23 protein-coding genes are annotated in these 22,572 nt (G+C 68.8%); 10 read left to right on the forward strand and 13 right to left on the reverse strand.

Going from position 1 to position 22,572, the window contains the following annotated elements; translation table 11 throughout:
• Window positions 1-4: 4 nt before the first annotated feature.
• The 7 genes from gcvH (at window position 5) to QNJ30_03895 (ending at window position 6,762) form a co-directional block, all read left to right on the forward strand.
• On the forward strand, window positions 5-379 hold the full coding sequence (gcvH, locus tag QNJ30_03865; GenBank protein ID MDJ0942571.1) for a glycine cleavage system protein GcvH: 375 nt from the start codon (window positions 5-7) through the stop codon (window positions 377-379).
• Between the two features lie 230 nt (window positions 380-609).
• The gene (gene gcvP, locus QNJ30_03870; GenBank protein ID MDJ0942572.1) at window positions 610-3,519 is read left to right on the forward strand and encodes an aminomethyl-transferring glycine dehydrogenase; all 2,910 of its coding nucleotides are present in this window, start codon (window positions 610-612) and stop codon (window positions 3,517-3,519) included.
• Between the two features lie 305 nt (window positions 3,520-3,824).
• Entirely contained in the window at window positions 3,825-4,166 is a 342-nt protein-coding gene (locus QNJ30_03875; protein MDJ0942573.1) for a hypothetical protein, read from the forward strand.
• Window positions 4,167-4,326: 160 nt separating this feature from the next.
• Window positions 4,327-4,917, forward strand: coding sequence for a YcxB family protein (locus QNJ30_03880; protein MDJ0942574.1), 591 nt, complete (start codon window positions 4,327-4,329; stop codon window positions 4,915-4,917).
• Entirely contained in the window at window positions 4,914-5,555 is a 642-nt protein-coding gene (locus QNJ30_03885) for a YcxB family protein (protein ID MDJ0942575.1), read from the forward strand. Before QNJ30_03880 ends, QNJ30_03885 begins: the two co-directional genes overlap by 4 nt.
• A gap of 100 nt (window positions 5,556-5,655) precedes the next feature.
• Window positions 5,656-5,793 (forward strand): hypothetical protein, encoded by a 138-nt coding sequence (locus tag QNJ30_03890; protein MDJ0942576.1) that lies wholly within the window; start codon window positions 5,656-5,658, stop codon window positions 5,791-5,793.
• Between the two features lie 360 nt (window positions 5,794-6,153).
• Window positions 6,154-6,762, forward strand: coding sequence for a methyltransferase domain-containing protein (locus tag QNJ30_03895; protein ID MDJ0942577.1), 609 nt, complete (start codon window positions 6,154-6,156; stop codon window positions 6,760-6,762).
• 16 nt (window positions 6,763-6,778) lie between these two features.
• Here the strand turns inward: QNJ30_03895 and QNJ30_03900 are convergent, their stop codons facing one another.
• The 10 genes from QNJ30_03900 to QNJ30_03945 all read right to left on the reverse strand — a co-directional run bounded on the left by QNJ30_03900 (window position 6,779) and on the right by QNJ30_03945 (window position 15,595).
• Window positions 6,779-7,264 carry a hypothetical protein gene (locus QNJ30_03900; protein MDJ0942578.1) on the reverse strand — a complete coding sequence of 162 codons (486 nt, stop codon included), beginning with the start codon at window positions 7,262-7,264 and terminating at the stop codon, window positions 6,779-6,781.
• A gap of 210 nt (window positions 7,265-7,474) precedes the next feature.
• Window positions 7,475-7,759, reverse strand: coding sequence for a hypothetical protein (locus tag QNJ30_03905; protein MDJ0942579.1), 285 nt, complete (start codon window positions 7,757-7,759; stop codon window positions 7,475-7,477).
• A 429-nt stretch (window positions 7,760-8,188) separates the two neighbouring features.
• Complete coding sequence (locus tag QNJ30_03910) at window positions 8,189-8,671, reverse strand: F0F1 ATP synthase subunit B (GenBank protein ID MDJ0942580.1); 483 nt, start codon at window positions 8,669-8,671, stop codon at window positions 8,189-8,191.
• Between the two features lie 4 nt (window positions 8,672-8,675).
• On the reverse strand, window positions 8,676-9,161 hold the full coding sequence (locus QNJ30_03915) for a hypothetical protein (protein ID MDJ0942581.1): 486 nt from the start codon (window positions 9,159-9,161) through the stop codon (window positions 8,676-8,678).
• Window positions 9,162-9,183: 22 nt separating this feature from the next.
• A complete protein-coding gene (locus QNJ30_03920) occupies window positions 9,184-9,411 on the reverse strand; it encodes a F0F1 ATP synthase subunit C (protein MDJ0942582.1) in 228 nt (75 codons plus the stop codon).
• A gap of 47 nt (window positions 9,412-9,458) precedes the next feature.
• The gene (locus QNJ30_03925; GenBank protein MDJ0942583.1) at window positions 9,459-10,250 is read right to left on the reverse strand and encodes a F0F1 ATP synthase subunit A; all 792 of its coding nucleotides are present in this window, start codon (window positions 10,248-10,250) and stop codon (window positions 9,459-9,461) included.
• A gap of 21 nt (window positions 10,251-10,271) precedes the next feature.
• Window positions 10,272-10,619, reverse strand: coding sequence for an AtpZ/AtpI family protein (locus QNJ30_03930; protein ID MDJ0942584.1), 348 nt, complete (start codon window positions 10,617-10,619; stop codon window positions 10,272-10,274).
• A gap of 170 nt (window positions 10,620-10,789) precedes the next feature.
• Complete coding sequence (smc, locus tag QNJ30_03935) at window positions 10,790-14,254, reverse strand: chromosome segregation protein SMC (protein MDJ0942585.1); 3,465 nt, start codon at window positions 14,252-14,254, stop codon at window positions 10,790-10,792.
• A 44-nt stretch (window positions 14,255-14,298) separates the two neighbouring features.
• Window positions 14,299-14,946, reverse strand: coding sequence for a DsbA family protein (locus tag QNJ30_03940; GenBank protein MDJ0942586.1), 648 nt, complete (start codon window positions 14,944-14,946; stop codon window positions 14,299-14,301).
• A gap of 124 nt (window positions 14,947-15,070) precedes the next feature.
• Window positions 15,071-15,595, reverse strand: a complete 525-nt coding sequence (locus QNJ30_03945; GenBank protein ID MDJ0942587.1) for a DUF721 domain-containing protein — start codon at window positions 15,593-15,595, stop codon at window positions 15,071-15,073.
• Window positions 15,596-15,650: 55 nt separating this feature from the next.
• Between QNJ30_03945 and mutY the strand changes: the two genes are divergently transcribed.
• Both mutY and QNJ30_03955 read left to right on the forward strand, forming a co-directional pair.
• On the forward strand, window positions 15,651-16,715 hold the full coding sequence (mutY, locus tag QNJ30_03950; protein ID MDJ0942588.1) for an A/G-specific adenine glycosylase: 1,065 nt from the start codon (window positions 15,651-15,653) through the stop codon (window positions 16,713-16,715).
• 39 nt (window positions 16,716-16,754) lie between these two features.
• Window positions 16,755-17,564: a hypothetical protein gene (locus QNJ30_03955; protein ID MDJ0942589.1), complete on the forward strand. Its 810-nt coding sequence runs from the start codon at window positions 16,755-16,757 to the stop codon at window positions 17,562-17,564.
• Window positions 17,565-17,661: 97 nt separating this feature from the next.
• Here QNJ30_03955 and QNJ30_03960 read toward each other — a convergent pair whose 3' ends face one another.
• Window positions 17,662-19,164, reverse strand: a complete 1,503-nt coding sequence (locus QNJ30_03960; protein ID MDJ0942590.1) for a peroxidase family protein — start codon at window positions 19,162-19,164, stop codon at window positions 17,662-17,664.
• 320 nt (window positions 19,165-19,484) lie between these two features.
• Here QNJ30_03960 and QNJ30_03965 point away from each other — a divergent pair, with 320 nt between their 5' ends.
• Window positions 19,485-20,825, forward strand: a complete 1,341-nt coding sequence (locus QNJ30_03965; GenBank protein MDJ0942591.1) for a hypothetical protein — start codon at window positions 19,485-19,487, stop codon at window positions 20,823-20,825.
• A 48-nt stretch (window positions 20,826-20,873) separates the two neighbouring features.
• Here the strand turns inward: QNJ30_03965 and QNJ30_03970 are convergent, their stop codons facing one another.
• Window positions 20,874-21,212 (reverse strand): P-II family nitrogen regulator, encoded by a 339-nt coding sequence (locus QNJ30_03970; GenBank protein MDJ0942592.1) that lies wholly within the window; start codon window positions 21,210-21,212, stop codon window positions 20,874-20,876.
• Window positions 21,213-21,238: 26 nt separating this feature from the next.
• Window positions 21,239-22,552, reverse strand: coding sequence for an ammonium transporter (locus QNJ30_03975; protein ID MDJ0942593.1), 1,314 nt, complete (start codon window positions 22,550-22,552; stop codon window positions 21,239-21,241).
• Between the last annotated feature and the right edge of the window lie 20 nt (window positions 22,553-22,572).

Raw genomic sequence — 22,572 nt, forward strand, 5'->3', positions numbered from 1 at the left:
GATCATGAGCAACCTGCGCTTCACCGACGACCACGAATGGATTCGCCTCGACGGCGAGGTCGCGACCGTCGGCATCACCGACTACGCCCAGGAGCAGCTGGGCGACGTCGTCTTCGTCGAGCTGCCGGAGGCCGGTACCGCCCTGGAGAAGGGCAAGGAGGCGGCGACGGTGGAATCTGTCAAGGCGGCCAGCGAGATCTACGCCCCGCTCGACGGCGAGGTGACCGAGGCCAACGCCGCCCTGGCCGACGATCCGGCCAAGGTCAACAGCGATCCCGAGGGCGAGGGCTGGTTCTTCAAGATGACCGTTGCGGACAGCAGCCAGCTCGACGGGTTGATGGACGAGGCCGCTTACAAGGCCTTCGTCGAGACGCTTTAAGACGAGATCCAATCGGATGAAACAGCCCCTCACCCAGCTCCGGCTAAGGCTCGGCTCGAAGCCTCGCCAAGCCTGTGCAACCCTCTCCCTCGGGGAGAGGGGCGCGCAGCGCCGGGCTCCGCCCCCCGCCGCGAAGCGGTGGGAGGGTGAGGGGCGAAGTGCTGGTATCGGCCGACCAGGTCGGAATCGGGACACCCTACCAGCCGCAGGACAAGCAGGAGCTTAGGCAGATGACCGACATCAGGCCCAGCCTCGAGGACTTGGAAGACAAGGCGGACTTCGCGCGCCGGCACATCGGTCCGGACGACGCAGACTGCGCGGAGATGCTGGCCGCGCTGGATCTGACATCGCTCGACCAGTTGGTCGCGGACACCGTCCCGTCCTCGATCCGCGACGCCACCCCGCTGGCGCTGCCGGCGGCGCTGAGCGAGACCGAGGCCCTGACCGCGCTGCGCGCCATGGCCGAGCAGAACCGGGTCGCCACCTCGATGATCGGCCTCGGCTACCACGACACCATCATGCCGCCCGTGGTCCTGCGCAACGTCCTGGAGAGCCCGGGCTGGTACACCGCCTACACGCCCTACCAGGCCGAGGTCAGCCAGGGCCGCCTCGAGGCGCTGCTGAACTACCAGCAGATGATCATGGACCTGACGGGCATGGAGCTGGCCAACGCCTCACTGCTGGACGAGGCGACCGCGGCGGCCGAGGCCATGACCATGGCCCGGCGCATTGCCAAGTCCAAGGGCGCGGTCTTCTTCGTCGACGCCGACTGCTTGCCCCAGACCATCGCGGTGGTCAAAACCCGCGCCGCGGCCCTCGGCATCGAGGTCGTGGTCGGCGATCCCTGGACGCAGCTCGCCACGCACGAGGCCTTCGGCGTGCTGGTCCAGTATCCCGGCGCTGACGGCGCCCTGCGCGATCCCCGGCCGGTGATCGAGGCCGCCCATGAGAAGAAGGCCTTCGCCATCGTCGCCGCCGACCTGCTGTCCCTCGCCCTGGTCACCCCGCCGGGCGAGATGGGCGCCGACGTCGTGCTCGGCTCGGCCCAGCGCTTCGGGGTGCCGCTCGGCTACGGCGGGCCGCACGCCGCCTACTTCGCGACCCGGGAAGCGCACAAGCGCTCGACGCCGGGGCGGATCATCGGCGTCTCGGTGGACAGCGCTGGCCGGCCAGCGCTGCGCATGGCGCTGCAGACTCGCGAGCAGCACATCCGACGGGAGAAGGCGACCAGCAACATCTGCACGGCGCAGGTCCTGCTCGCGGTCATCGCCGGCTTCTACGCAGTCTACCACGGGCCCGAAGGCATCCGGCGCATCGCCCAGCGCGTGCACCGCCTGGCGTCGATCCTGGCCGACGGCCTGCGCCGTCTCGGCTTCACGGTCGAGACCGAGCACTTCTTCGACACTTTCGTCGTCAAGGCGCCGGGGGAGGCGCTGAAGATCGCCGAGCGGCTGCGCGCCGCCGGCATCAACCTGCGCAGCGTCGAGGGCGAAGGCTTCGCCATCGCCTGCGACGAGACGACAACGCGGGAGACGGTGGCGGCGATCTGGTCAGCCTTTGCCGGCGGCAAGGAGGACGCGGTCAGCAGCGTGATGGAGATCGACATGGTCGCCGCCGACCCGCTGCCCGATGGGTTGAAGCGCAGCAGCGACTATCTGACCCATCCGGTCTTCAACAGCTATCGCTCCGAGACCGAGATGCTGCGCTACCTGCGCCGCCTGGCGCGCAAGGACGTGGCCCTGGACCGTTCGATGATTCCGCTCGGCTCCTGCACCATGAAGCTGAACGCGACCACCGAGATGATTCCGATCTCCTGGCCGGAGTTCGGGCGGCTGCATCCCTTCGCGCCGCTGGAGCAGGCGGCCGGTTATCGCGCCTTGTTCAAGGACCTCGAGGAGAAGCTCTGCGAGTTGACCGGCTTCGACGCCGTATCGCTGCAGCCCAACGCCGGCTCCCAGGGCGAGTACGCCGGCCTGCTGACGATCCGCAAGTACCACGAGAGCCGCAAGCAGGGGCACCGGGACGTCTGCCTGATCCCCAACTCCGCCCACGGCACCAATCCGGCCTCGGCAATCATGGCCGGCTTCAAGGTCGTGGTCGTCGCCGCCGACGACCAGGGCAACATCGATCTCGACGACCTCAAGGCCAAGGCGGCGGAGCACAAGGACGCCCTCGCCGCCCTGATGATCACCTATCCCTCGACCCACGGGGTCTTCGAGGAGGCCATCGTCGAGATTTGCCAGATCATCCACGACCACGGCGGCCAGGTCTACATGGACGGCGCTAACCTCAACGCCCTGGTCGGGGTCGCCAAGCCGGGCCGTTTCGGCGCCGACGTGATGCACATGAACCTGCACAAGACCTTCTGCATCCCGCACGGCGGTGGCGGACCGGGCATGGGGCCGATCGGCTGCGTCAAGCACCTGGCGCCCTTCCTGCCGGACCATCCCCTGGTCGAAGGCGTCAACCCGGCAAAGGGCAAGAAGGGCACCATCGGCACGGTCTCGGCGGCGCCCTGGGGCTCGGCCTCGATCCTGCCGATCTCCTGGGCCTACATCGCGATGATGGGCCCCGAGGGCCTGAAGCGGGCGACCCAGGTCGCGATTCTCAACGCCAACTACGTCGCCCACCGGCTGGCGCCGCACTTCCCGGTGCTCTACACGGGCAAGGACGGCCTGGTCGCGCACGAGTGCATCATCGACCTGCGCGACATCAAGGATGCTTCGGGCATCGGCGTCGAGGACGTTGCCAAGCGGCTGGTCGACTACGGCTTCCACGCCCCGACCATGTCCTGGCCGGTGCCGGAGACCATGATGATCGAGCCGACCGAGTCCGAGTCCAAGGCCGAGCTCGACCGCTTCTGCGATGCCATGATCCGGATCCGCCAGGAGATCGCCGAGGTCGAGGCCGGCAAGGCCGACGCGGAGAACAATCTCTTGAGGAACGCGCCGCACGGCCACCATCTCCTGGGCGGCGACTGGCCTTATCCCTACGACCAGGAGGCGGCCTTCTTCCCGCTGCCGGGATCGCGCGAGGACAAGTTCTGGCCGCCGGTCGGCCGGGTCGACAACGTCGCCGGCGACCGCCACCTGGTCTGCTCTTGCCCGCCGATCGAGGCCTACCAGGCTGCGGCAGAGTAGATGCAACCTGCAATTTCGCAGGTATATGACGGTCCGAGCGGCTTGCGGTGGGGCGGCCGCGATCTTAAGTGGCAAAGTCTATTGATCCTGCTAGCGCTTTTCGGCACTCTTCGCGATTGCGCTGGCGACCCGTGACCGACAAGCGGCTTAACACCGACGCCATCGCAAGTTCGACGCTGTTGAGAGTCCGGAAAGACAGAGGTCCCTTCGTGGGGCCGCCGGGCGCGTCCTAGTTCGCGTTACCAGCTCTCGACCGAGAAAGGGGTGAACGGCCTGGTAAGCCATACGGAACTAGTGGACCAAGAATGAAATCCGATACCCGCCTGGCACGCGCGGCGCCATCCCCGGACGATAGCCGGCTCGAGAACCTGGAAGCGGTGTGGCGCTTGGCTACCGACGCCTTCGACGCCGCCTATCAGTGCGGCTTCCAGGAGCACGTCTACGACCCCATCGCACGACGCATCGAGGACGCCGAGAAGGACATCACCAAGACCCGGGCCAGCACGCCCGGCGGCGTGGCGGTCAAGCTGCGCGTGGTCCTTCGACATGAGCGCAACGAAACCGACCGCCGCCACTGGTTCGGCCTTCTGCAATCCGCCCTGGACGATCTCGAAGCCCTGAAGGCGGCGGAGGACGACCTGGGCTGACCACCGCCGGCCCCGGCGGCCGAAGCCTACAGCCAATCCTTGCCTGACCCGAGGCGCGGCGGCGCCGCACGCCTGCGGCGTCGCGAAAAGCGCTTGAGCTTTACCGGGCCTTTACGAAGCGCTGCCAGACAGGAGCTGTCGAAGGGCAGGCGGGGACCAAATGCGATTTTCCGGCGTCGTTTCCGCGCGGGACCATCAGGACCTGGTCGGTTTCCTGGCGGGGCGCCGGCGGATTTGGTGGCGGGCCCAGGCGGGCAGCCTGCTGCTGCTTCTCTCCGGTTTCTTCGTCGCCTTTGCCGGCCTCAGCTTCCTTTGGGTGCTGGGTGAAGCCTTCCGGGACGACGGTGCCCGGGAGGTGCTTCGGCAGCCCTATCTCATCGCGCTGACCATCGTCGGCTTCCTCTTGTTGTCCCTGGCCGCCATCCTGCTGCCCAGCTCCGGCCGGCTTTGGGCCCGCTTGCGGGCCCAGCCGCAGGATGCCGAGATGGTCCGCGAGATGCTGCGCGAGGGCGTGAACATCGGCGAGGTGTCTTTCGAGGCCGATGAGCGCGGCCTCGTGGTCGCCTCGAGCCTGGTACGCTCGACCTATGCCTGGACGGCCTTTCGGCAACTCTCGGAGTCCGAGCGCAGTCTTTTCCTCATGGTCGACGCCGGTTCCGCAGTCATCCTGCCCAAGCCGGCTTTGGGCGGCGAGGCCGAGCTCGAGGCCTTCAAGGCCCTGGCCGGGCCGCGGATCGGAGGGAGCCCTTGACCGGCGATCGCTTCGAGCTCGCCTTCGAGCTGACCGCGCGGGAGCGCTTGGCCGCGCTGGAAGCCTGCGCCCGGATCGCGAACCGGCGCCGGGACGTGACGCTGCACTTCCTGAGCCATCCCCTGCTCACGGTCATCCTCGTCCCGCTGCTCGGCTATATCTGGATCGCCTGGCTACTGCGGGTCTTCGAGGCGCTCTCTCATGGCGGGCCCAGGGCCCTGACACAGCACTTCGGAGTCGTCGACGGCCTCGCCGGGATCTTTCTGACCTGGCTGATCCTGGACCAGGCCTGGAGCCAGATCGGCCGCTTCTGGGGTCGCGAGAAGGCGATTCGGGCCGGCCACGAAGGTGTCAATTGGGGCGCGCAGCGGTTCGTCGCCGACTCCGACGGCCTGTCGGTCGAGTTCGCGGCACGCCGCACGCACTACCGTTGGCCGGCCTTCATCGGCCTGGAGCGGACCCGGCGGTTCGTCCTGCTGATGGTGGCTCCCGGACTGGGTGTCGCGATCCCGCGGCGCGCCTTCGCCACGGAAGCCCGGGTGGAGGCCTTCTGCGCCTTCGCCGAGCGCTGCATCGCCACCGCCCGAGATCGAGGGGCCAGCGGGCCCGGTTCTCCGGGGCCAATCCTCGGGGCTTAACGCGGAGGCTGGATCTGCGCTACTATCAGTCACGGGGAAAGTCCTGTGTTCAGACCAACTGACTCGAAAGCCGCGGGGAGGCGGCGAAAGGACTGGCGCAGTGGATACCTATAGGTCGGTAGTGGAGAGCCGACGGGACAACGGTTATCGGCGTGTCGTGCAGAGGGGTATCGGCTTGGCCGTCAGCCTCGCCATCGTCATGCTGCTGGCCCTGTTCTGGCTGCCCTACGGCGGCTGAGGTCGGTAAAGCGGAGGCGCCTGCCACCGCGGGCGCAAAAATGGGGGGCCCACCGCAGAGCCGGTGAGGTGGGGCGGTGACCTTTGCGCCCTGATTCGCGCGGTGGCCGCTCCTGGAGACCGCTTGACCGCTTCAACGGAGCTCTCCAGCCATCACGTTTCGGCGTCTGCGCAGCCCGGCTTGGCTGCGTTTGCTGGCCCCTGCGGCAATTTTCCAAGAGCACCTGACGGCGGCCCCGCCGCTTGCTATGGTTAAAGCTCGATGACCTGGCGAGCGGCAAGGCCGGAGGCTGTCGCTCGCAGGGCCCGAAGTCGGCCGGGAGGCCGAACGCGGGCCGCGACGACCGAGGCGAGGGAGAGCATGACGGCTGAGCAGCGCAGCTCGATCGCGCGCGTGCACGAGCGACGGCGGTCGCCGGCTTGGCTATTCTTTCGGCGCTTCCTGGCGCATCCCTTTCGCTTGGCCTCGATTCTGGAATCGTCCTCGGCCCTCAGCCGGCTCGTCGCCGAGCAGCTGCCGAGAGAGCCGGACCACTACGTCGTCGAGCTGGGGGCCGGCACCGGTCCGGTGACGCGCGCCCTTCTTGCCTCGGGCGTGGCGCCGGAGCGGCTGATCGCGGTCGAGATCGATCCCGAGATGGCGGCCTTCCTGCGCCACAGCTTCCCTGGGGTGACGGTGATCGAACACGACGCTATGACCCTCCCGCAGGCCTTGCCGCGGCAGGCGCAGGGGCGGATCGCGGCGGTGGTCTGCGGCCTGCCGGTCTCGCTCCTGACGGCGGCTCAGCAAGGCGAGCTGGTCGGCATGATGCGCGCACTGCTGCCGCCCGGACGGCCCTTTTTCCTCTACACCCACCGTCTGACTTCGCCGCTGCCCGAGGCCGAGCTTGGCTTGGCCGGCGAGCGGCTGGCCTTCACCTTGCTGAATCTGCCGCCGGCCTCGGTCTGGGCCTATCGCCCCCTGTCCTGAGATCGCGCCGGCCCGGTCACCGACGTTCTTGCGACTCCGGGGTCGGCACGCTGCCATCGGGCCGGTGGTAGCCCGGACCGACCGCGAGAGGCTGCTCGGGCAGGATCTCCGCGTCGAGCTGGGATCGATAGCTGCGGCTCTCCTGGGCGATGACCCTCTCGCCGGATTCTACGGGGGCCAGGAGTCGAAGCTCGACCTGATAGTCCCGATCCTTGCGCACAGCCTCGACCGGTCGCGTCTCGAAGGTGTAGCTGCGCCGCGTCGGCAGCACCTTCTGGCGGATCACGATCGGCGGGCCGCCGGCCGGGTCCTCGAAGACGGCTTCCAGGACGCTGCCCTCCGGGGGCTCGCCCTTGATGCGGGCGACGAAGCCATAGGTCATCTCGGCTTGGCGATAGTTCAGGATGAAGCCGCCGCCGACGAACTCGACCTGCGGGCCCTGGTCCTCGCCGCAGCCGGCGAGCAGCAGAACGAGCAGGGCGCAGCGGCAGAAGCCCTTCATGATCAACGCTCCCTCGGCAGGGTCGCCCAGGTCGTTGCTAGAGCGGGATGACATTAAGCCAATCCGGCTTCATGTCTGAATCCCACTCTACTTCAACAGTTTAGAGCACGATTCAGATATGAGGTTGCTTCAACCTCATATCTGAATCGTGCTCTCGCCCCCAGGACCACCCTGTCCGGCGCCAGACGGCAGCGGCCCGACCAATTCGGGTCAGCGTCGCCGGCCGGCGCGGCGGTTGAAGCGGGACAGGTCCTGGCGTGCGCCGCGCAGACGGTCGGTCGCCCGCGGACCGGCACGGTAGCTGTTGCGGTCCAGGCGCTGGATCACGGCGCGGGTGTTGGACTCGTAGCGCTGGGCACGGTTCTTCGAGACCGGGTCCAGCGGTGCCGTCTCCCGGTTTCGGAGCGTTGGCGCCGTCTGCAGCCTGGGTCCCTGCGGCACGGCCTTGGGGGGCGTATCCCTCAGTCTTTCGAGCCGCAGCTCCCTCCGTTCCACCCGTTCCGTACGCTCCGCCGCCGCGTCACCGGCTTGGGCGGACGCTCCGGCAAGCAGGGTCGGGATCAGGACGGCGATAAGCACTGCGGACCCACGGTTTCGGCGAGGCATATGCCTGGTCCTTTCTCTATTCTTGCCCTTGGGGCCCGCCCGACCTGAGAAGCGGGCGCCTCCCATCATCTCTAGATGGGGCGCCCGCTCCGGTGCTGCAACGTGCCGCGCTATGCCGTCGATGCTGTGGCCGGGTCCTGCAGCCGCCGGCGAAGTCCGAGCACCTAAACCATCGCAAGGCCGGCCACGATCGGCGCTGGGAGAAGGTCCGGATCGCGGCGCCCTGCGATCGACATTACCGCGACGGCGAAGCCGAGCATGGCTACTTCGGCGGCGAGCGGAACCTCGGCCGCCGCCGGATAGGGGCATGGCGGTGAGTTACTGCAGCCTTTCGTCGAGGCCGTCGATGGCGGATTGGACCAGGTCGTCGGCGGTGGCCTTGTCCAGGTTCTCGCTGAGCAGCTTGGCCGTGGCCGCGACCGCCAGCTCGACCGCCTGACCCCGGATGTCCTTCAACGCGTTGGCCTCGGCCTGGGCGATCTTGTCCAGTGCCACTTGCTCGCGCTGCTTGAGGTCGGCCTCCAGGTCCTGCTGCGCCTTCTCACGCATGCGCTGGGACTCGGCCCGCGCGTGGGCCAACATCTCCTCGGCTTCTTTCTCGGCGTCGCGCTGCTTGCGCTTGTGGTCCGCCAGCATCTTCTGCGCCTCGACGCGCAGGGCCTCGGCCTCGTCCAGCTGGCGGCGGATCTCCTCGGCCCGCTTGTCCAGACTGCTGGTGACAAAGCGAAAGGCCCGGCCACCGATGGCGAGCATGATGATCGCGAAGGCGACGGCGGTCCAGAAAGTCGGGTCGGAAAACATGACCTCAGCCTCCCGCGACCTGCGTGACCGCCGCGGCACTGGCCTTGTCGTCCGGCTTGACGCCGATCAGGCGCTCGGTCGCGGCACTGGCAACTTCGGCCGCTGCCTGATGGATGCCAGCGGTCGCGTCCTTGCGGGCCTGGGCGATGCGCGCCTCGGCCTCGGCGATCAACTTCGCGTTCTTGCGGTCCATGTCGCCGTGCGACCTGGAAACATCGGCCGCGGTCTCGTCGAGGACCGCTCGCATGGCGGCCTGCGCGCGCGCCTCGGCCTCGGCCCGGGTTCTCTCGTAGTCCGCCAGGACGGCCTCGGCCTCCTTGCGCAGCGAACCCGCCTTGGCGATGTCGTCGTCCAGGCGGCGCTGACGCTGTTCCAGAATCCCTGAGACCTTGGGCAGAACGCTGCGTGAGAGAATCAGAAAGAGGAGCGTGAAGACCACCACCAGCCAGAAGATCTGGCTGGCAAAGGTTCCGAAATCGAACTGCGGCACGTCTTCGCCTCCGCTTGCCGGCTCAGAACACGAAAAGCAGGAGCAGCGCGATCAGCAGGGCGTAGAGCGCCACCGCCTCGACCAGCGCGAAGCCGATCCACATGAAGGTGGTCAGCGAGGGAACTGCCGAGGGATTGCGCGCGCCCGCCTGGATCATCGACGAGAAGATATTGCCGATACCGGCACCAACGCCGCCCAGGCCTACGACGGCCAATCCGGCACCAATGAGCTTCGCTGCTTCGGCTTCCATCTAACGGGTCTCCTTGGTCTTGTAACGGAGTTGTTGGGTTGCGGTCCTCAGTGCAGGTGCAGTGCGTCGTTCAGATAGACGCAGCTGAGGATGGTGAAGACGTAGGCTTGAAGGAACGCGATGATGAACTCGAGGCCGGTCAGTCCGGTGACCAGCGCCAGCGGCACGATGCCGCCCACGATACCGAGCTGCGGGATGAAGCTGGCGAAGACCTTCAGCATCGTGTGGCCGGCGGTCATGTTGGCGAAAAGCCGCAGGGCCAGGCTCACCGGTCGGGTCAGGTAGGACAGCAGCTCGATCGGGATGAGCAGTGGCGCCATGGCGACCGGCACGCCGGCAGGCAGGAAGATGCCGAAGAACTTCACACCGTGCTTGACGAAGCCGATCATCGTCACGGCGATGAACACAAAGGCCGCCATCGTGAAGGTCACGACGATGTGGCTGGTGTAGGTGAAGGTGTAGGGCACCAAGCCGATGAAGTTGCCGGCCAGCACGAACATGAAGAGCGTGAAGATGAAGGGGAAGTACTTGCGCCCCTCTGTGCCGACGTTGTCCCGGATCATGTTGGCGATGAACTCGTAGGCGACCTCGGCCAGGGATTGCCAACGGCCCGGCACCATGGCGCCGCGGCGCAGGCCGAAGGAAAGGATCATCACCACCAGCACCAGGCCCGCCACCATGTAGGTGGAGGAGTTGGTGAAGCTATAGAAGGGGAGGCTCTCGTAGCAGCCCTCGATGACGCCGTCCGCGCCCTGGCAGGGCGCGCGTTCGCCGATCAGGGGCGAGATCTCGAACTGGTGCAGCGGATCGAAGCCGCCCTCTGCGCCACTTGCCGCCATCCGTTCCTCTTTCCCTGCCTGCTATCCGTCGGAAGGGGTTTGATCCCCGTTCCCCGGCTTCTTGTAGCCCACCGCCGAACCCTGGCCCGAGGCGACGCGGATCACGTTGAGGATCCCGGCGGCCGATCCAAGAAAAAAGAACAGGATCATCAGCCAGGGCCGCGTGCCGAGCCACTCGTCGAGCAGCCAACCGATCCCGACGCCAACCGCGAGCGCCGAGACCATTTCGATGCCGAGCCGGAAAGCCAGCCCCATGCCGCTGCGCGGCTGATCGCGATGCCGGCCTTGCGCCGAATCGCGCTTGTCGCGCGCTGCTTGAAGCCGGGCGTCGAAGTCTTCAAGAGAGGTGGGTTTCTCGGGTTCGGTCATGGTGCAGCGCCTGCCCCCTCCGATCCCTATGCCCGACCCCGTCTCCGGACTTCGCTGCTCCGGAACGGCGCGCGGACCTTACGAATGGCCCTGGAGTGAGTCAAGCCGGATGAGGCGCGAAATCCCTGCCTGTCGCGGCACTTGTGGGGCGCAGGGTGATTGCTCGGACGTCAGGCGGATTCGCGCAGAGTCTCGGCCGCTTCCAGATCGACCGAGACCAGCTTGGAGACGCCACGCTCGGCCATGGTGACGCCGTAGAGCCGGTGCATCCGCGCCATGGTCATGCGGTGATGGGTGATGATCAGGAAGCGGGAGATATCCTTTGCGGAAAGCTCGTCGATCAGGTGGCAGAACCGATCGACGTTGGCGTCGTCCAGCGGTGCGTCGACCTCGTCCAGCACGCATATCGGTGCCGGATTGGTCAGGAAGACGCCGAACAGCAGCGACAAGGCGGTCAGGGCCTGCTCGCCGCCGGACAGGAGCGACATGACCTGGAGGCGCTTGCCCGGCGGGCTGGCCATGATCTCCAGCCCGGCTTCCAGCGGGTCGTCGGATTCGACCAGCTTCAGGTGCGCGCGGCCGCCGCCGAATAGGCGGACGAAGAGCTCCGAGAAGTGTTGGTCGACCAGCTTGAAGGCGGCCAGCAGGCGCTCGCGGCCTTCGCGGTTCAGGCTGGCGATGCCCTGGCGCAGGCGGGCGATGGCCGCCAGCAGGTCCTCGCGCTCGCTCTGCAGGCCTTCGATCCGCTCGGTCAGCTCCTCGGCCTCGGCCTCGGCGCGCAGGTTGACCGGGCCCATGTTGTCGCGCTCCCTCGTGTAGCGCTCGAGCTTGGCCGCGACCTCGTCCTTGGGCGGCAGCTCCTGGCCGGGATCGACCTCGGCGGCTTCGAGCACCCTGTCCAGGCTGCACTCGAGCCGCTCGCGGACCCGCTGGGCGATGGCCTGCAGGCTGGCATCGGCCTGCTCGACACCGCCCTCGGCGCGGATCCGGTTCTCGCGTGCGGTCGCCAGCTCGCCTTCGGCCGCCTTCAGCGCGCGGTCGGCCTCGGCCTGATCGGTCTCGCCCTCGGCCAGCGAATCGGCGGCGCTCCGGCGGTTCGCCTCGGCCGCCTCGATCTGCTCGGCCAATGCCCCGCGGCGTTCGTCCATCTCTTTGGGCCGCGCCTCCAGGTCTTCGAGTTCGCGCTCCAGGTGCTCGCGCCTCTGGTCCAGCTCGGCCAGATGCCGGTCCGCGGCCTCCGCGCGCTGCCGCCAGGAGGCGATGTCCTCGGTGATCTGTGCCAGGCGCCGGCGGCGGTCCTCGGATTCGCGCTTCAGCCGCGCCAGCTCGGCCTGGCGCTCGGCCAGCTCGGCGCGCAGCTCGGCGACCGCGGCCTTCCTGGCCTCCAGCTTGCTGCGCTCGATCTCCTGGTCGGGCAACCCGGCGATCTCTTCCGCACAGCGGTCGTGCTCCGCCGCCGTCTCCGCGGCATCGGCGGTCAGCATCTCGACCGCCTCCAGCAGCGCCGCCAGGCGCGCCTTGGCGCCGGCCGCCTCGTCGGTCAAGCGGCCGTGTCCCTGGCGCGCCTCGTTCAGGACCGAGAGCGCGGCGCGCTGCTCGTCGCGGGCCTGGCGCTCGGCTTCGATGGCCGCCTTGGCGGCCTCGCGCGCCGCTTCGGAGGCGGCGCGCGCCTCGGCCTCCCGAGCCTCGGCCTCTGGCAGCTCCGATTCGATCTCCGCCAAGCGATTGCGATGGCGCAGCTGGGTGGCGGCGGAGACCGGCGTGCCGGCCGCCTTGCGCAGGCCGTCCCAGCGCCAGAGAGCCCCGTCGCGGGTCACCAGGCGCTGGCCACAGGCCAGCTTCGGCTGCAGGCGCTCACCCTCCGCGGCGTCCACGACCACGCCGATCTGCGCGAGCCGGCGCGCCAGCGCCGCGGGGCCGCGGACGAATTCGGCCAGGCTCCGAGCGTTCTCCGGAAGGGAGGGCGCCCCTTCTAGCGCGGGCAGCGTCGACCAGTAGAGCGGCGCAGCGGCTTGGTCCGACGCCGAGAGGTCGTCGCCGAGGGCGGCGCCCAGGGCGGTTTCCAGTCCGCTGTCGACCTCGACCTTCTCGACCAGGGGCGGATGATCGCCCTCCGGCGCCGACTGTAGCAGCCCGGCGAGCGCGGCGGCCTCGGCCTGAAGCTTGCCGAGCGCGGCTTCGGCCGCCTGCAAGCGGCTGCGCGCTTCGGTTTCGGCCTCGCGGGCGGCGGCCACCGCTTCTTCCTTGCTGTCCTGCCCGTCGCGCGCGACCTCGAAGGCGGCCTCGGCGGACTTCAGTGCAGTCTCGGCCGCTGCGAGCTCGCTCAGGTCTCGCGACGCCGACTCCAACCCGGCTTTCTCCTTGCGGGTGTCCTCGAGCTGCCGTTCCAGGCGCTCGCGCCGCTGCGCCAGCTCGCCGAGGCGCCGGCGCAGCGCACCGGCGTGGGCCTCGGCGCCGGCGATCGCGCCGGAAAGGTCCGACAGATCCGATTCCTTAACCTCCAGGCGTCCGGCGGCTTCGTCCCTCAGGGCCTCGGCCCCGGTCAGGGCTTCCGCTTCGCCCGAGGCCTCGCCTCGCAGGTTGGTCTGCTCCTCCTCCAGGCGGGCGATTGCGGACTGGGCGTCGGCGGCGATGCCTTCGTCCCGTCCCCGGTCGGCCATGACCTGGGCGAGGCGCTGTGTGGCCTGCGCCTTGGCCTCGGCCAAGCGCTGGGCCTCGCGCTCAAGGGCGTCGCGCTCGACGACCAGGCGCTGCAGGGCGGCGGCCGCCTCGGCCTCTGCCTGGCGCCGCTCAGGCAGTGAGGCCGCGGTATCGGCCTGGGCTTTGGCGCGCTCGGCCGCGACTTCCGTGCTCCTGCCGACCGCAGCCTCGTCCTCGGCCAGGCGTTCGCGCGCCTCGGCCAGGCGTTGCCGCGCCGCCTCGGCCTCGAGGTGCAGCAGCATCGCCTCGTGGCGCCGGATGTGATCGGAGAGGCTGCGGAAGCGCCGGGCCTGGCGGGCCTGCTTCTTCAAGCCCTGAAGTTGGCCTTCAAGGGCGCTGATGACGTCGTCCAGCCGCTCAAGGTTGGTCTCCGCCGCGCGCAGGCGCAGCTCGGCCTCGTGGCGCCGGCTGTGCAGGCCGGAGATCCCGGCCGCCTCCTCCAGCAGCATGCGCCGTTCCGAGGGCTTGGCGTTGACGATGGCGCCGATCCGGCCCTGGCTGACCAGGGCGGGGGAGTGGGCGCCGGTCGCCGAATCGGCGAAGAGCAGCTGGACGTCGCGGGCCCGCACCTCGCGGCCGTTGACCCGGTAGGTCGAGCCGTGGTCCCGCTCGATGCGGCGCTGGACCTCGAGCTCCTCGTGGTCGTTGAACTGCGCCGGGGCGGTGCGGTCGCGGTTGTCGAGGAAGAGCTGCACCTCGGCGATGTTGCGCGACGGCCGGCTGGCGCTGCCCGAGAAGATCATGTCCTCCATGCCGCTGCCGCGCATGCGCTTGGCCGAACCTTCGCCCATGACCCAGCGCAGGGCCTCGACGAGGTTCGACTTGCCGCAGCCGTTCGGTCCGACGATTCCGGTCAGGCCCCGTTCGATCCAGAGTTCCGTGGGATCGACGAAGGACTTGAACCCCGCGATCTTGAGCTTCGAGAACTGTACCAAGCCGACCCGTGCTTCCCCTGCTCAGCCGACGGCGCCGCGCGACGTCAGGATTGCGAGCCGGCATCCTTCAGGGCCTGCTCGAACTTCTCGAGGCCCTGGTTGCCGACCAGCTTCTTGCCGTTGATGATGAAGGACGGCGTTGAGTTGATGCCGTATTCCTCGCTGCCGTACTTACGCAGCTTCTGGATCTTGGCCAGCGCTGCCTCGTCCTGCACGCAGGCGTCCAGGCTGGCCTTGTCGATGCCGGCCATGGCTGCCATTTGCGAGAGCGCTGCTCGCGGGTCCTGGGCCCGGGTCCAGCGCGCCTGGTTGCGGAACAGGATGTCGATGAAGGCGAAGTGGCGGTCGCCCTCGACGCAGTTCGCCGCCAGCGCCGCATAGGTGCCCAGCGCGTCGAAGGGGAAGTGGCGGTAGACCAGGCGCGCCTTGCCCGCTTCGATCCAGTTCTTCTTGATCGTCGGCAAGGTCTCGGCATGGAAGGCGGCGCAGTGCGGGCAGGTCAGCGAGGAGTACTCGATGATCGTGACAGGCGCCTTCGGGTCGCCGAGAATCCGGTCCCCGGCGAAGACCCCCTTCTCGTCGGCCACCAAGGCGTCCTCGGCCTGGCCGTCGCGCCACAGCAAGCCCAGCCCGCCACCAGCGGCGAGAACCGCCAAAGCCGTGCCCGAAATCAGGATATGCCGACGTTCCATGTTAACCCCTACCAGATGTTGTGGATGCTAGTCGTGGCAGCGCCGCGGCACAAGCCGTGTTTTGGCCCTGTTTTCCACACCTCTATGTGGGGCCTAAGGGTCAATTATGGCAAGGCCTTGGCCTTCACGTCTGCTTGCGTTTCCTGAGCGCCCGGCCGAGCCCTTCGAGGGCGCCGCGCAGGCCCTCGTCGTCGATCGCGGCGCTGAGTTCGGCCGCCTCCGGGCCCTCTCCGGCCTGCACCGGCGGGTCCTGAGGTAGCGCCTGGGGCGGCCTCTCTGACGTCCTGCGCTGCGGCAGCGGCCCCTGGCGAAAGGCCAGGCGCGAGACCGCGGCGTAGCCCAGGGTCTGGTTGATCCGCTCGATCAGCTGCGGCGCCAGGTGTTGCAGCTCTAGGGTCCAGGCGCTTTCGACCTGCAAGGTCAAGGTGCCCTCCGCGCGGCGCTTCGGGTCGGCGAAGCTCAGCTTCAGGGGCAGGCAGCGCGCCGCCAGGGTCTCTCCGACGATCTCCGGCCACTCGGCGATCAGGCTGCCCTCGGCGAGACCGCGGCGGCCCAGGGCCTTGCGGGTCACCTTCGGCAGGGTCGCCGCAAGGGGCCGCAGGCCGCCGCGGCGGCGCTGGCCCTGCCGGTCGTCGCGGTCCTTGGTCATGACCGAATCGCGGCGCTCCTTTCCTCCCCGGATCGGCTTCACTATAGAAGGTGTCATGACCGCCGCCAGCCGCGAATCCCTCGCCGCAGAGCTCCTCGCCTGGTACGACCGCCACGCCCGGCGCTTGCCCTGGCGGGCGAGGCCCGGCGAGACCCCGGATCCCTACCGGGTCTGGCTGTCCGAGATCATGCTGCAGCAGACCACGGTCGCGGCGGTCCAGCCCTACTTCCGCGACTTCCTCGCGCGTTGGCCGCGAATCCGGGACCTGGCGGCCGCCGACCTGGACTCGGTGCTGACCGCCTGGGCCGGCCTCGGGTACTATGCCCGGGCGCGCAACCTGCACCGCTGCGCCAAGGTGGTGACCGAAGAGCACGGCGGCCGCTTTCCAGAGGACGAGGCGGCGCTGCGTGCGCTGCCGGGAATCGGTCCCTACACCGCGGCGGCGATCGCGGCCATCGCCTTCGACCGCAAGGCGACGCCGGTCGACGGCAACGTCGAGCGGGTCACCGCCCGGCTCTTCGCGGTCGAAACGCCCCTGCCGCGGGCCAAGGCCGAGCTGCGCCGGCGCGCCGAGACCCTGACCCCGGACCGGCGCCCGGGCGACTTCGCCCAGGCCCTGATGGACCTGGGCGCGACGGTCTGCCTGCCCCGGCGGCCGCGCTGCCTGGCCTGCCCCTTGGAGGCGGCCTGCGCGGCGCGGGCGGCGGGCCTGCAGGATGCGCTGCCGCGTCGCGCGCCCAAGGCCGAGCGGCCGACCCGCCGCGCGGTCGCCTTCTGGACCCTGGCGCCCTCGGGCAAGGTGCTGCTGAGACGGCGCGCCGAGACCGGCCTGCTCGGCGGCATGATGGAGGTGCCCTCGACCGAGTGGCGCGCCGCGGACTGGGCCGAATCCGAGGCCCTGGTCCAGGCGCCGCTGCCGGCGGCCTGGCAGGAACTGCCGGGCCGGGTGCGCCACACCTTCACCCACTTCCACTTCGAGGTCGCGGTCTGGGCCGGACGTGCCGCCGCCGAGGACCCGGTCGATGACGGCCTCTGGTGCCCGCTCGACCGCCTGGGCGAGCAGGCCCTGCCCAGCGTCATGCGCAAGATCGTCCAGCACGCCCTCAAGGGCGGGGTATAGTCGAACGGGATGCGCCGCGCAGCCGTCCAAGGACCCATCATGACACCCGCCGCAATCCGAGCCGCCGCAGAAGTCCTCGCCGATCTCCGGGTCGGCGGTGCCGGTCGCAGCGCCCAGCTCGAGGACCTGCCGGAGGCCTGTCGGCCGGGGACCCTGGACGAGGCCTATGCGATCCAGGAGGCCCTGCGGCCGATGCTGGAAGCGCGCGGCCTGGGGCCGGCGGTCGGCTGGAAGATCGGCTGTACCACGCCGGTGATGCAGGACTACCTGAAGATCGATCATCCCTGCGCCGGGACGCTCTACCGGGCGACCACTCACGCGGAGCGGGCCGTGCTGACGGCCTCCAATTTCTTTCAGCTCGGCCTGGAGTGCGAGATCGCGGTCCGGCTCTCGGCGGATCTCGGCGCGCGGGACGGCGGCCAGACCCGGGAGAGCGTCGCCGCTGCGGTCGGCGGGGTGATGACCTCGGTGGAGATCGTCGATCACCGCTTTCGCGACTTCGCCGCCGTCGCGACGCCGAGCCTGGTCGCCGACGACTTTTTCTCGGTCGGTTGCGTGCTTGGCGCCGAACGTCCGCCGGAAGACCTCGGCGATCTCGCGGCACTGTCCGGCGGATTCGGATTCGACGGTTCGCCGCCGGCCAGGACCGGGACCGGTGCCGCGATCCTCGGCCATCCGCTGAACGCCCTCGCTTGGCTGGCCGAGCACGCCGCCGCCCGCGGCACGCCCCTGCGCGCGGATCAGGTGGTCACCCTGGGCAGCGTCGTTAAGACCATCTATCCCGAGGCGGGGACACGGATCGAGGCCGGCTTCGATCGCCTGCCGGCGGTTCGCCTGGAGATCGCCTGACCTCTGCGCCGTCGTAGGCCGGGGGACGGGCGGCCGCGAGGCCTGAGGCCGCCCGCTCGGTTCCGGAAGCCCTCGGCGCCCCCCGCCGGAGCGCGCTTCAGTCCTTGGGACCGAAGTCGCCCTTCGACGCGGGCAGGCCCGAAAGCCTGATGATGGAGGCGAGCGTCCAGTCGCCCGGATCCACGTTGTCGTCGCTGTCGAGCAGCGGATCCGCGTCCGGCGTCCAGCAGGGATCGAGGTTGAACCAGGAGGTCGGCTCGCCCTTCAGGAGACCGGCGAAGGTCGCGCAGACGATGGTCGAGCCGACCCGGCCGAGCTTCTGTCCGCCAGCCTCCTCCGCCTCCTTCAGGATGTAAAACCACAGGGAATCGTGGTCCGCCTCGACCTGGGCCGCTGCCGCGCACCACTTCCTGGCCACCTCCGTTCCGGCCGGAAGCCCGAATCGCCAGCCGCGCAGGAGATTGCGGAAGGCCAGGACGTTAAGCGGTGATCCCGCTTCGTCTTCGTGCAGGGCCGCCAGGGCGTTGGAGAGCTTGGTGTCGATCCGCCGGGCCCGCTGCGGGGCGCCCTTGCTGCAGGACTCCATTTCGAGAAACAGATCCCACTGGATGGAGTTCTTCTCGGTCATGGGACGGAAGCCCCGCAGGTCATCCGGGTCCTCCGTCTCGCCCGTGTTGTCGAAGATCGGCGTGAACTCGTCCTCCTTCCGGTGCGTGTGGTTCGTCTGGTAGGCGTTGCGGACCAGCGAATGGCCGAAGCGATAGGCCGCGACCGAGAACTCCACCGGCATGAAGGGGTCGTGCTTCCAGTTGTAGACGTCGTCCAGGCCGAGGCTCCATTTCTTTCGGCCGTCGGCCGTCGTCTCGAGGGACAGCGCGGCCCCGTGAACCTCCGGGTCCGAGATGCGCGCGAGGAAGTCGTGCCAGACGATGTGCTGATAGAGCTTGCGCAGCGTGCCGCGCGCCGCCTCGAAGGGATCTTTCGCGCCCTGATCCTTGGCGCGCTCAACCAGCTTGTTGTGCGCCAGAAGAAAGGCCAGCTGAAGCTGCGAGATCATCGCGTTCTCGTCGTTGCGCATGTCGCCGATCAGGGCGCGGCCTTGGGAATTGCGCGGCAGGTCGGGGAGCTGCGAGTAGGGGACCTGGCCGATCAGCAGCCTGCCCTCGTTGTCCTGGTCGTAGAGATAGGGGCTGTCGGCCGGTCCGCGGCCGTAGATGTTGTCCAGGTCCAGGCGCGGCGTGCGGTGGTTGAGCAAGCCGTTGGGATCGTTCTGGCGCATCAGCGAGGAGGCGGGATCGAAGGTGATGTCGTGGTCGACGAACTGGCCGAAGTAGGTGTAGCCCGCGGGCAGATCGGATCCGAACTCCTGATCCAGGGCCTTGACCCGTTCCGGATCCTCGGCGATCTCGCCAGGATCTTCGTCCGGTGCCTCGATCATCTCATTTCGGGCGATGTCGAGGAGATGTGCTTCGACTTCGGCGTCGGAGTTTCCGGGCGGAGACCAGGCCGGAAGATCCGGGCAAAGCCGGCCGAAGGGCCCGTGATAGAACCGCGACCGGGGCGCGACGACGTCGAGCTTGGAACCGCTGGCGTGCGACATGGCTGATCCTTTCGCCGTGTTGGCAGTGAGTCGGTGGCTGGGACTGCGCCCTGCGCCCGAGTTCCTCTGGGACGCGGGCAGCCCGGAGGACTCGCCACAAATGACGGCTTTCGGCAGTGGCAATTATCACCAAAGTACTAGGATGCGCGCTGCCTGGAAGGCTGCGGTTGGCTGGACCGAGTCGGCGTCGCCGACGTGATCTGTGTCACAAATCCTTACGGGAAATCGGCTTACGATGTCGGTCTGGTAGCAGTGTTTCGTGGCGGCGATTCCTGGGCCTTCGGAGGTTTCCGCGCCGTGCACGATATTTGGGGGGAACCATGTACACATCGACGAGTTCGACGCTGTCCGGCGCGTGCGCGACGGCGGTCCTTCGGCATTCCAGGCGCGGCGGCGGGTTCCGGGCCTTCGTCCTGGCCTTGGCCATTTCGAGCGTGGCGGCCTTCGGCGCCCGGGCGGAGCCCGTGGTCGCCGACGGCAATACGCCTTTCCATCGGATCTACATCGTCGGCAGCGGCGATAGCGCCGAGGAAGACAGCGCGCTGACCGAAGACTTGAACGCGCTGCGCGCGGACCTGGAGCAGAGCCAGAACCACAAGTCCCTGAACAGCACTTCGCTGGTCAGACCGCCGTTGTTCCTCGTGGAAGGCGCGATCAACGGCGCCAAGGCTTCGGCGCTGCCGGGGGACGCCGTCACCATCTATTTGAGCGGTCGCGGCAACGTCGACAGCTTCCGGCTGACCAACGGCGTCGAGATCAGCGCCACCGATCTGGCGGACCTGCTCGACGGCTTCGAACCGGGGGTCCTGCGGACTATCATCCTGGACAGCTGCTTCGGCGGCAGCTTCGCCGACGACCTCGGCGGATCGGCGGAGGTGGCGGTGATCGGGACCTCGACCACCTGTCCCTTCAACGCGCCCTTCGACGACTTCGTCCAGACCTTCTCGGAAGACATCGCCGAGCTGGCCGGAGAGGGGGCCGCGGACAGCGAGCCCGACGGCGTCGTGACGGCCACGGAGCTCCGGAACGGGCTGATCGGCCGCGGCTGGAAGCTAGGCGAGGCCGGGTCGCTCGACGTGATCGAAAACGGCCAGAGCAAGTGCGACGGTGACTGCGACCTGCCCGCCATCACTGTGGATCCGCCCGAATGCGGCGACTTCATCGGTGTTGCCGGCGCCGGATTCTCGCCTTTCAGCAACGTCGACATCGACGTTCTGGATTCGAGCCTGGCCCCGCAAGGTGCGGGCAACAACGCGACGACCGACGCCGCCGGCGCCTTCGCCGCCGTGCCGGTGACCGTGCCGACCGCGCCGACCCTGGTCGTCGCGACCGACGCGGCGTCCCTACTGGACTGGCACTTCTGCGAGGCCGGCGGCGGCATGGCGCCGGACGACACGGCGCCGAGCTGCGAGCTGGTGGCCGGCGCCGGCGTCATCGACGCGACGGTTCAGGACCTGGAGAGCGGTCTCGCCGAGATCCGGGTGACGAGGGCCTCCAACGTCAGCGTGAGCGTCCCGAGCTTTACCGTCGGCACCACCGATCCGGTGATGTTCCAGGCCAGCATCGTCAACTCGAGGCGGACCGCCCGCCTTTGGCTGACCATCACCGACGTGGCCGGCAACAGGACCATCTGCTCGAAGACCGTCCGCCGAAGCCGGTGAGGGAACCGCGGGGGCCGGGGGCACTCTCCGGCCCCGGCCCCGCCAGCGTCAAAGCGCCGCGTCGTCGCGGTCGCGGGTCCGAATCCTGACGACCTGGCCGAGGTCGGTGACAAAGATCTTGCCGTCGCCGACCTTGCCGGTCTCAGCCGCCTCGCAGATGGCATCCAAGGCGCGCTCGACCATCTCGTCGGTGACCGCGACCTCAATCTTCACCTTGGGCACGAAATTGATGGTGTACTCGGCACCGCGGTAGATCTCGGTGTGGCCTTTCTGGCGTCCGTAGCCCTTGACGTCGCTTGCGGTCAGCCCGTGAACGTCCAGCGCGGTCAGGGCCTCGCGCACGGCCTCCAGACGGTGCGGCCGGATTACGGCCATGATGAACTTCATCGCTCTTCTCCTCGTTCCGCGCCGGCTTAGAGCTCGTAGCCGCTCTCGCCGTGGGCGACGATGTCTAGGCCCTCCAGCTCGTCCTGGTCGCTGACCCGCAGCGGCGTGACTGCGGCGACGAGCTTCAGGATGACGAAGCTGGCGACCGCCGACCAGAGGGCCACCGCGACCACGCCCAGCAGCTGCACGCCGAACTGCCCGGTCGCGGAGACGCCGTCGGCCAGGCCCAGGCCGCCGAAGGCCTCGGTCGCCAGGAAGGCGGCGAGCAGGGTGCCGAGCGCGCCGCCGATGCCGTGCACGGCGAAGACGTCGAGGGAATCGTCGATCCTGAGCTTCATCTTGATGAAGGTGACGAACCACTGGCAGATGAGCCCCGAGAGGACGCCGATGATCAGCGCGCCTAAGGGTCCGACGAAGCCGGAGGCCGGGGTGATCGAGGCCAGGCCCGCGACCATGCCGGTGACGATACCGATCAGGCTGGGCTTGCCGTACTTGACCCACTCGGTGGCGGCCCAGGTCAGAGAGGCGACTGCGGCGGAGATGTGGGTCACCGCCATGGCCATGCCGGCGTTGCCGTCGGCGGCCAGGGCCGAGCCGGCATTGAAGCCGAACCAGCCGACCCAGAGCATGGCCGCGCCGACCATGGTCAGGCCCGGGCTGTGCGGCGGCTTCATCTCACCGGGGAAGCCGCGCCGGCCGCCCAGCATCTTGGCGAAGACCAGGGCCGAGACACCGGCGGTGACGTGGACCACGATGCCGCCGGCGAAGTCCATCACCCCGAGGTCGGCGAGCCAGCCGCCGCCCCAGACCCAGTGCGCCGTCGGGGCGTAGACCAGGATCAACCAGGCCGCGCTGAAGAGGCAGACCGCCGGGAAGGTGACCCGTTCCGGGTAGGCACCGACGATCAATGCCGGGGTGATGATCGCAAAGGTCATCTGGAACATGAAGAACACGGTCTCGGGGATCGTGCCCGAGAGGCTGTTGGTTCCGACCCCGGCCAGCATGGCCTTGCCCAGGCCGCCGATGATCGCATTGGCCGCGCCGCCGTCGTCGAAGGCCAGGCTGTAGACGACCAAGAGCCAGAGCACCGAGGCCAGGCAGCAGACCGTGAAGCAGTGCATCAGCACCGAGAGCACGTTCCGCGCGTGCACCAGCCCGGCGTAGAACAGGGCCAGGCCGGGCAAGGTCATGAAGAGCACCAGGGCGGTCGCGGTCAGGATCCAGGCGGTGTCGCCGCCGCTGAGACCGCCGTCCTGGGCCCAGGCGGCGCTGCCGCCGCCGAGGCTGCTGGCAAGAACGAAGAACGCCGCGATCGCGCGGCGCGAGCCAGGTTGTCGCATCGAGTCGCCTCCCCCTCTGT

This window comes from Kiloniellales bacterium (genome assembly GCA_030066685.1).
Taxonomy (GTDB): domain Bacteria; phylum Pseudomonadota; class Alphaproteobacteria; order Kiloniellales; family JAKSBE01; genus JAKSBE01.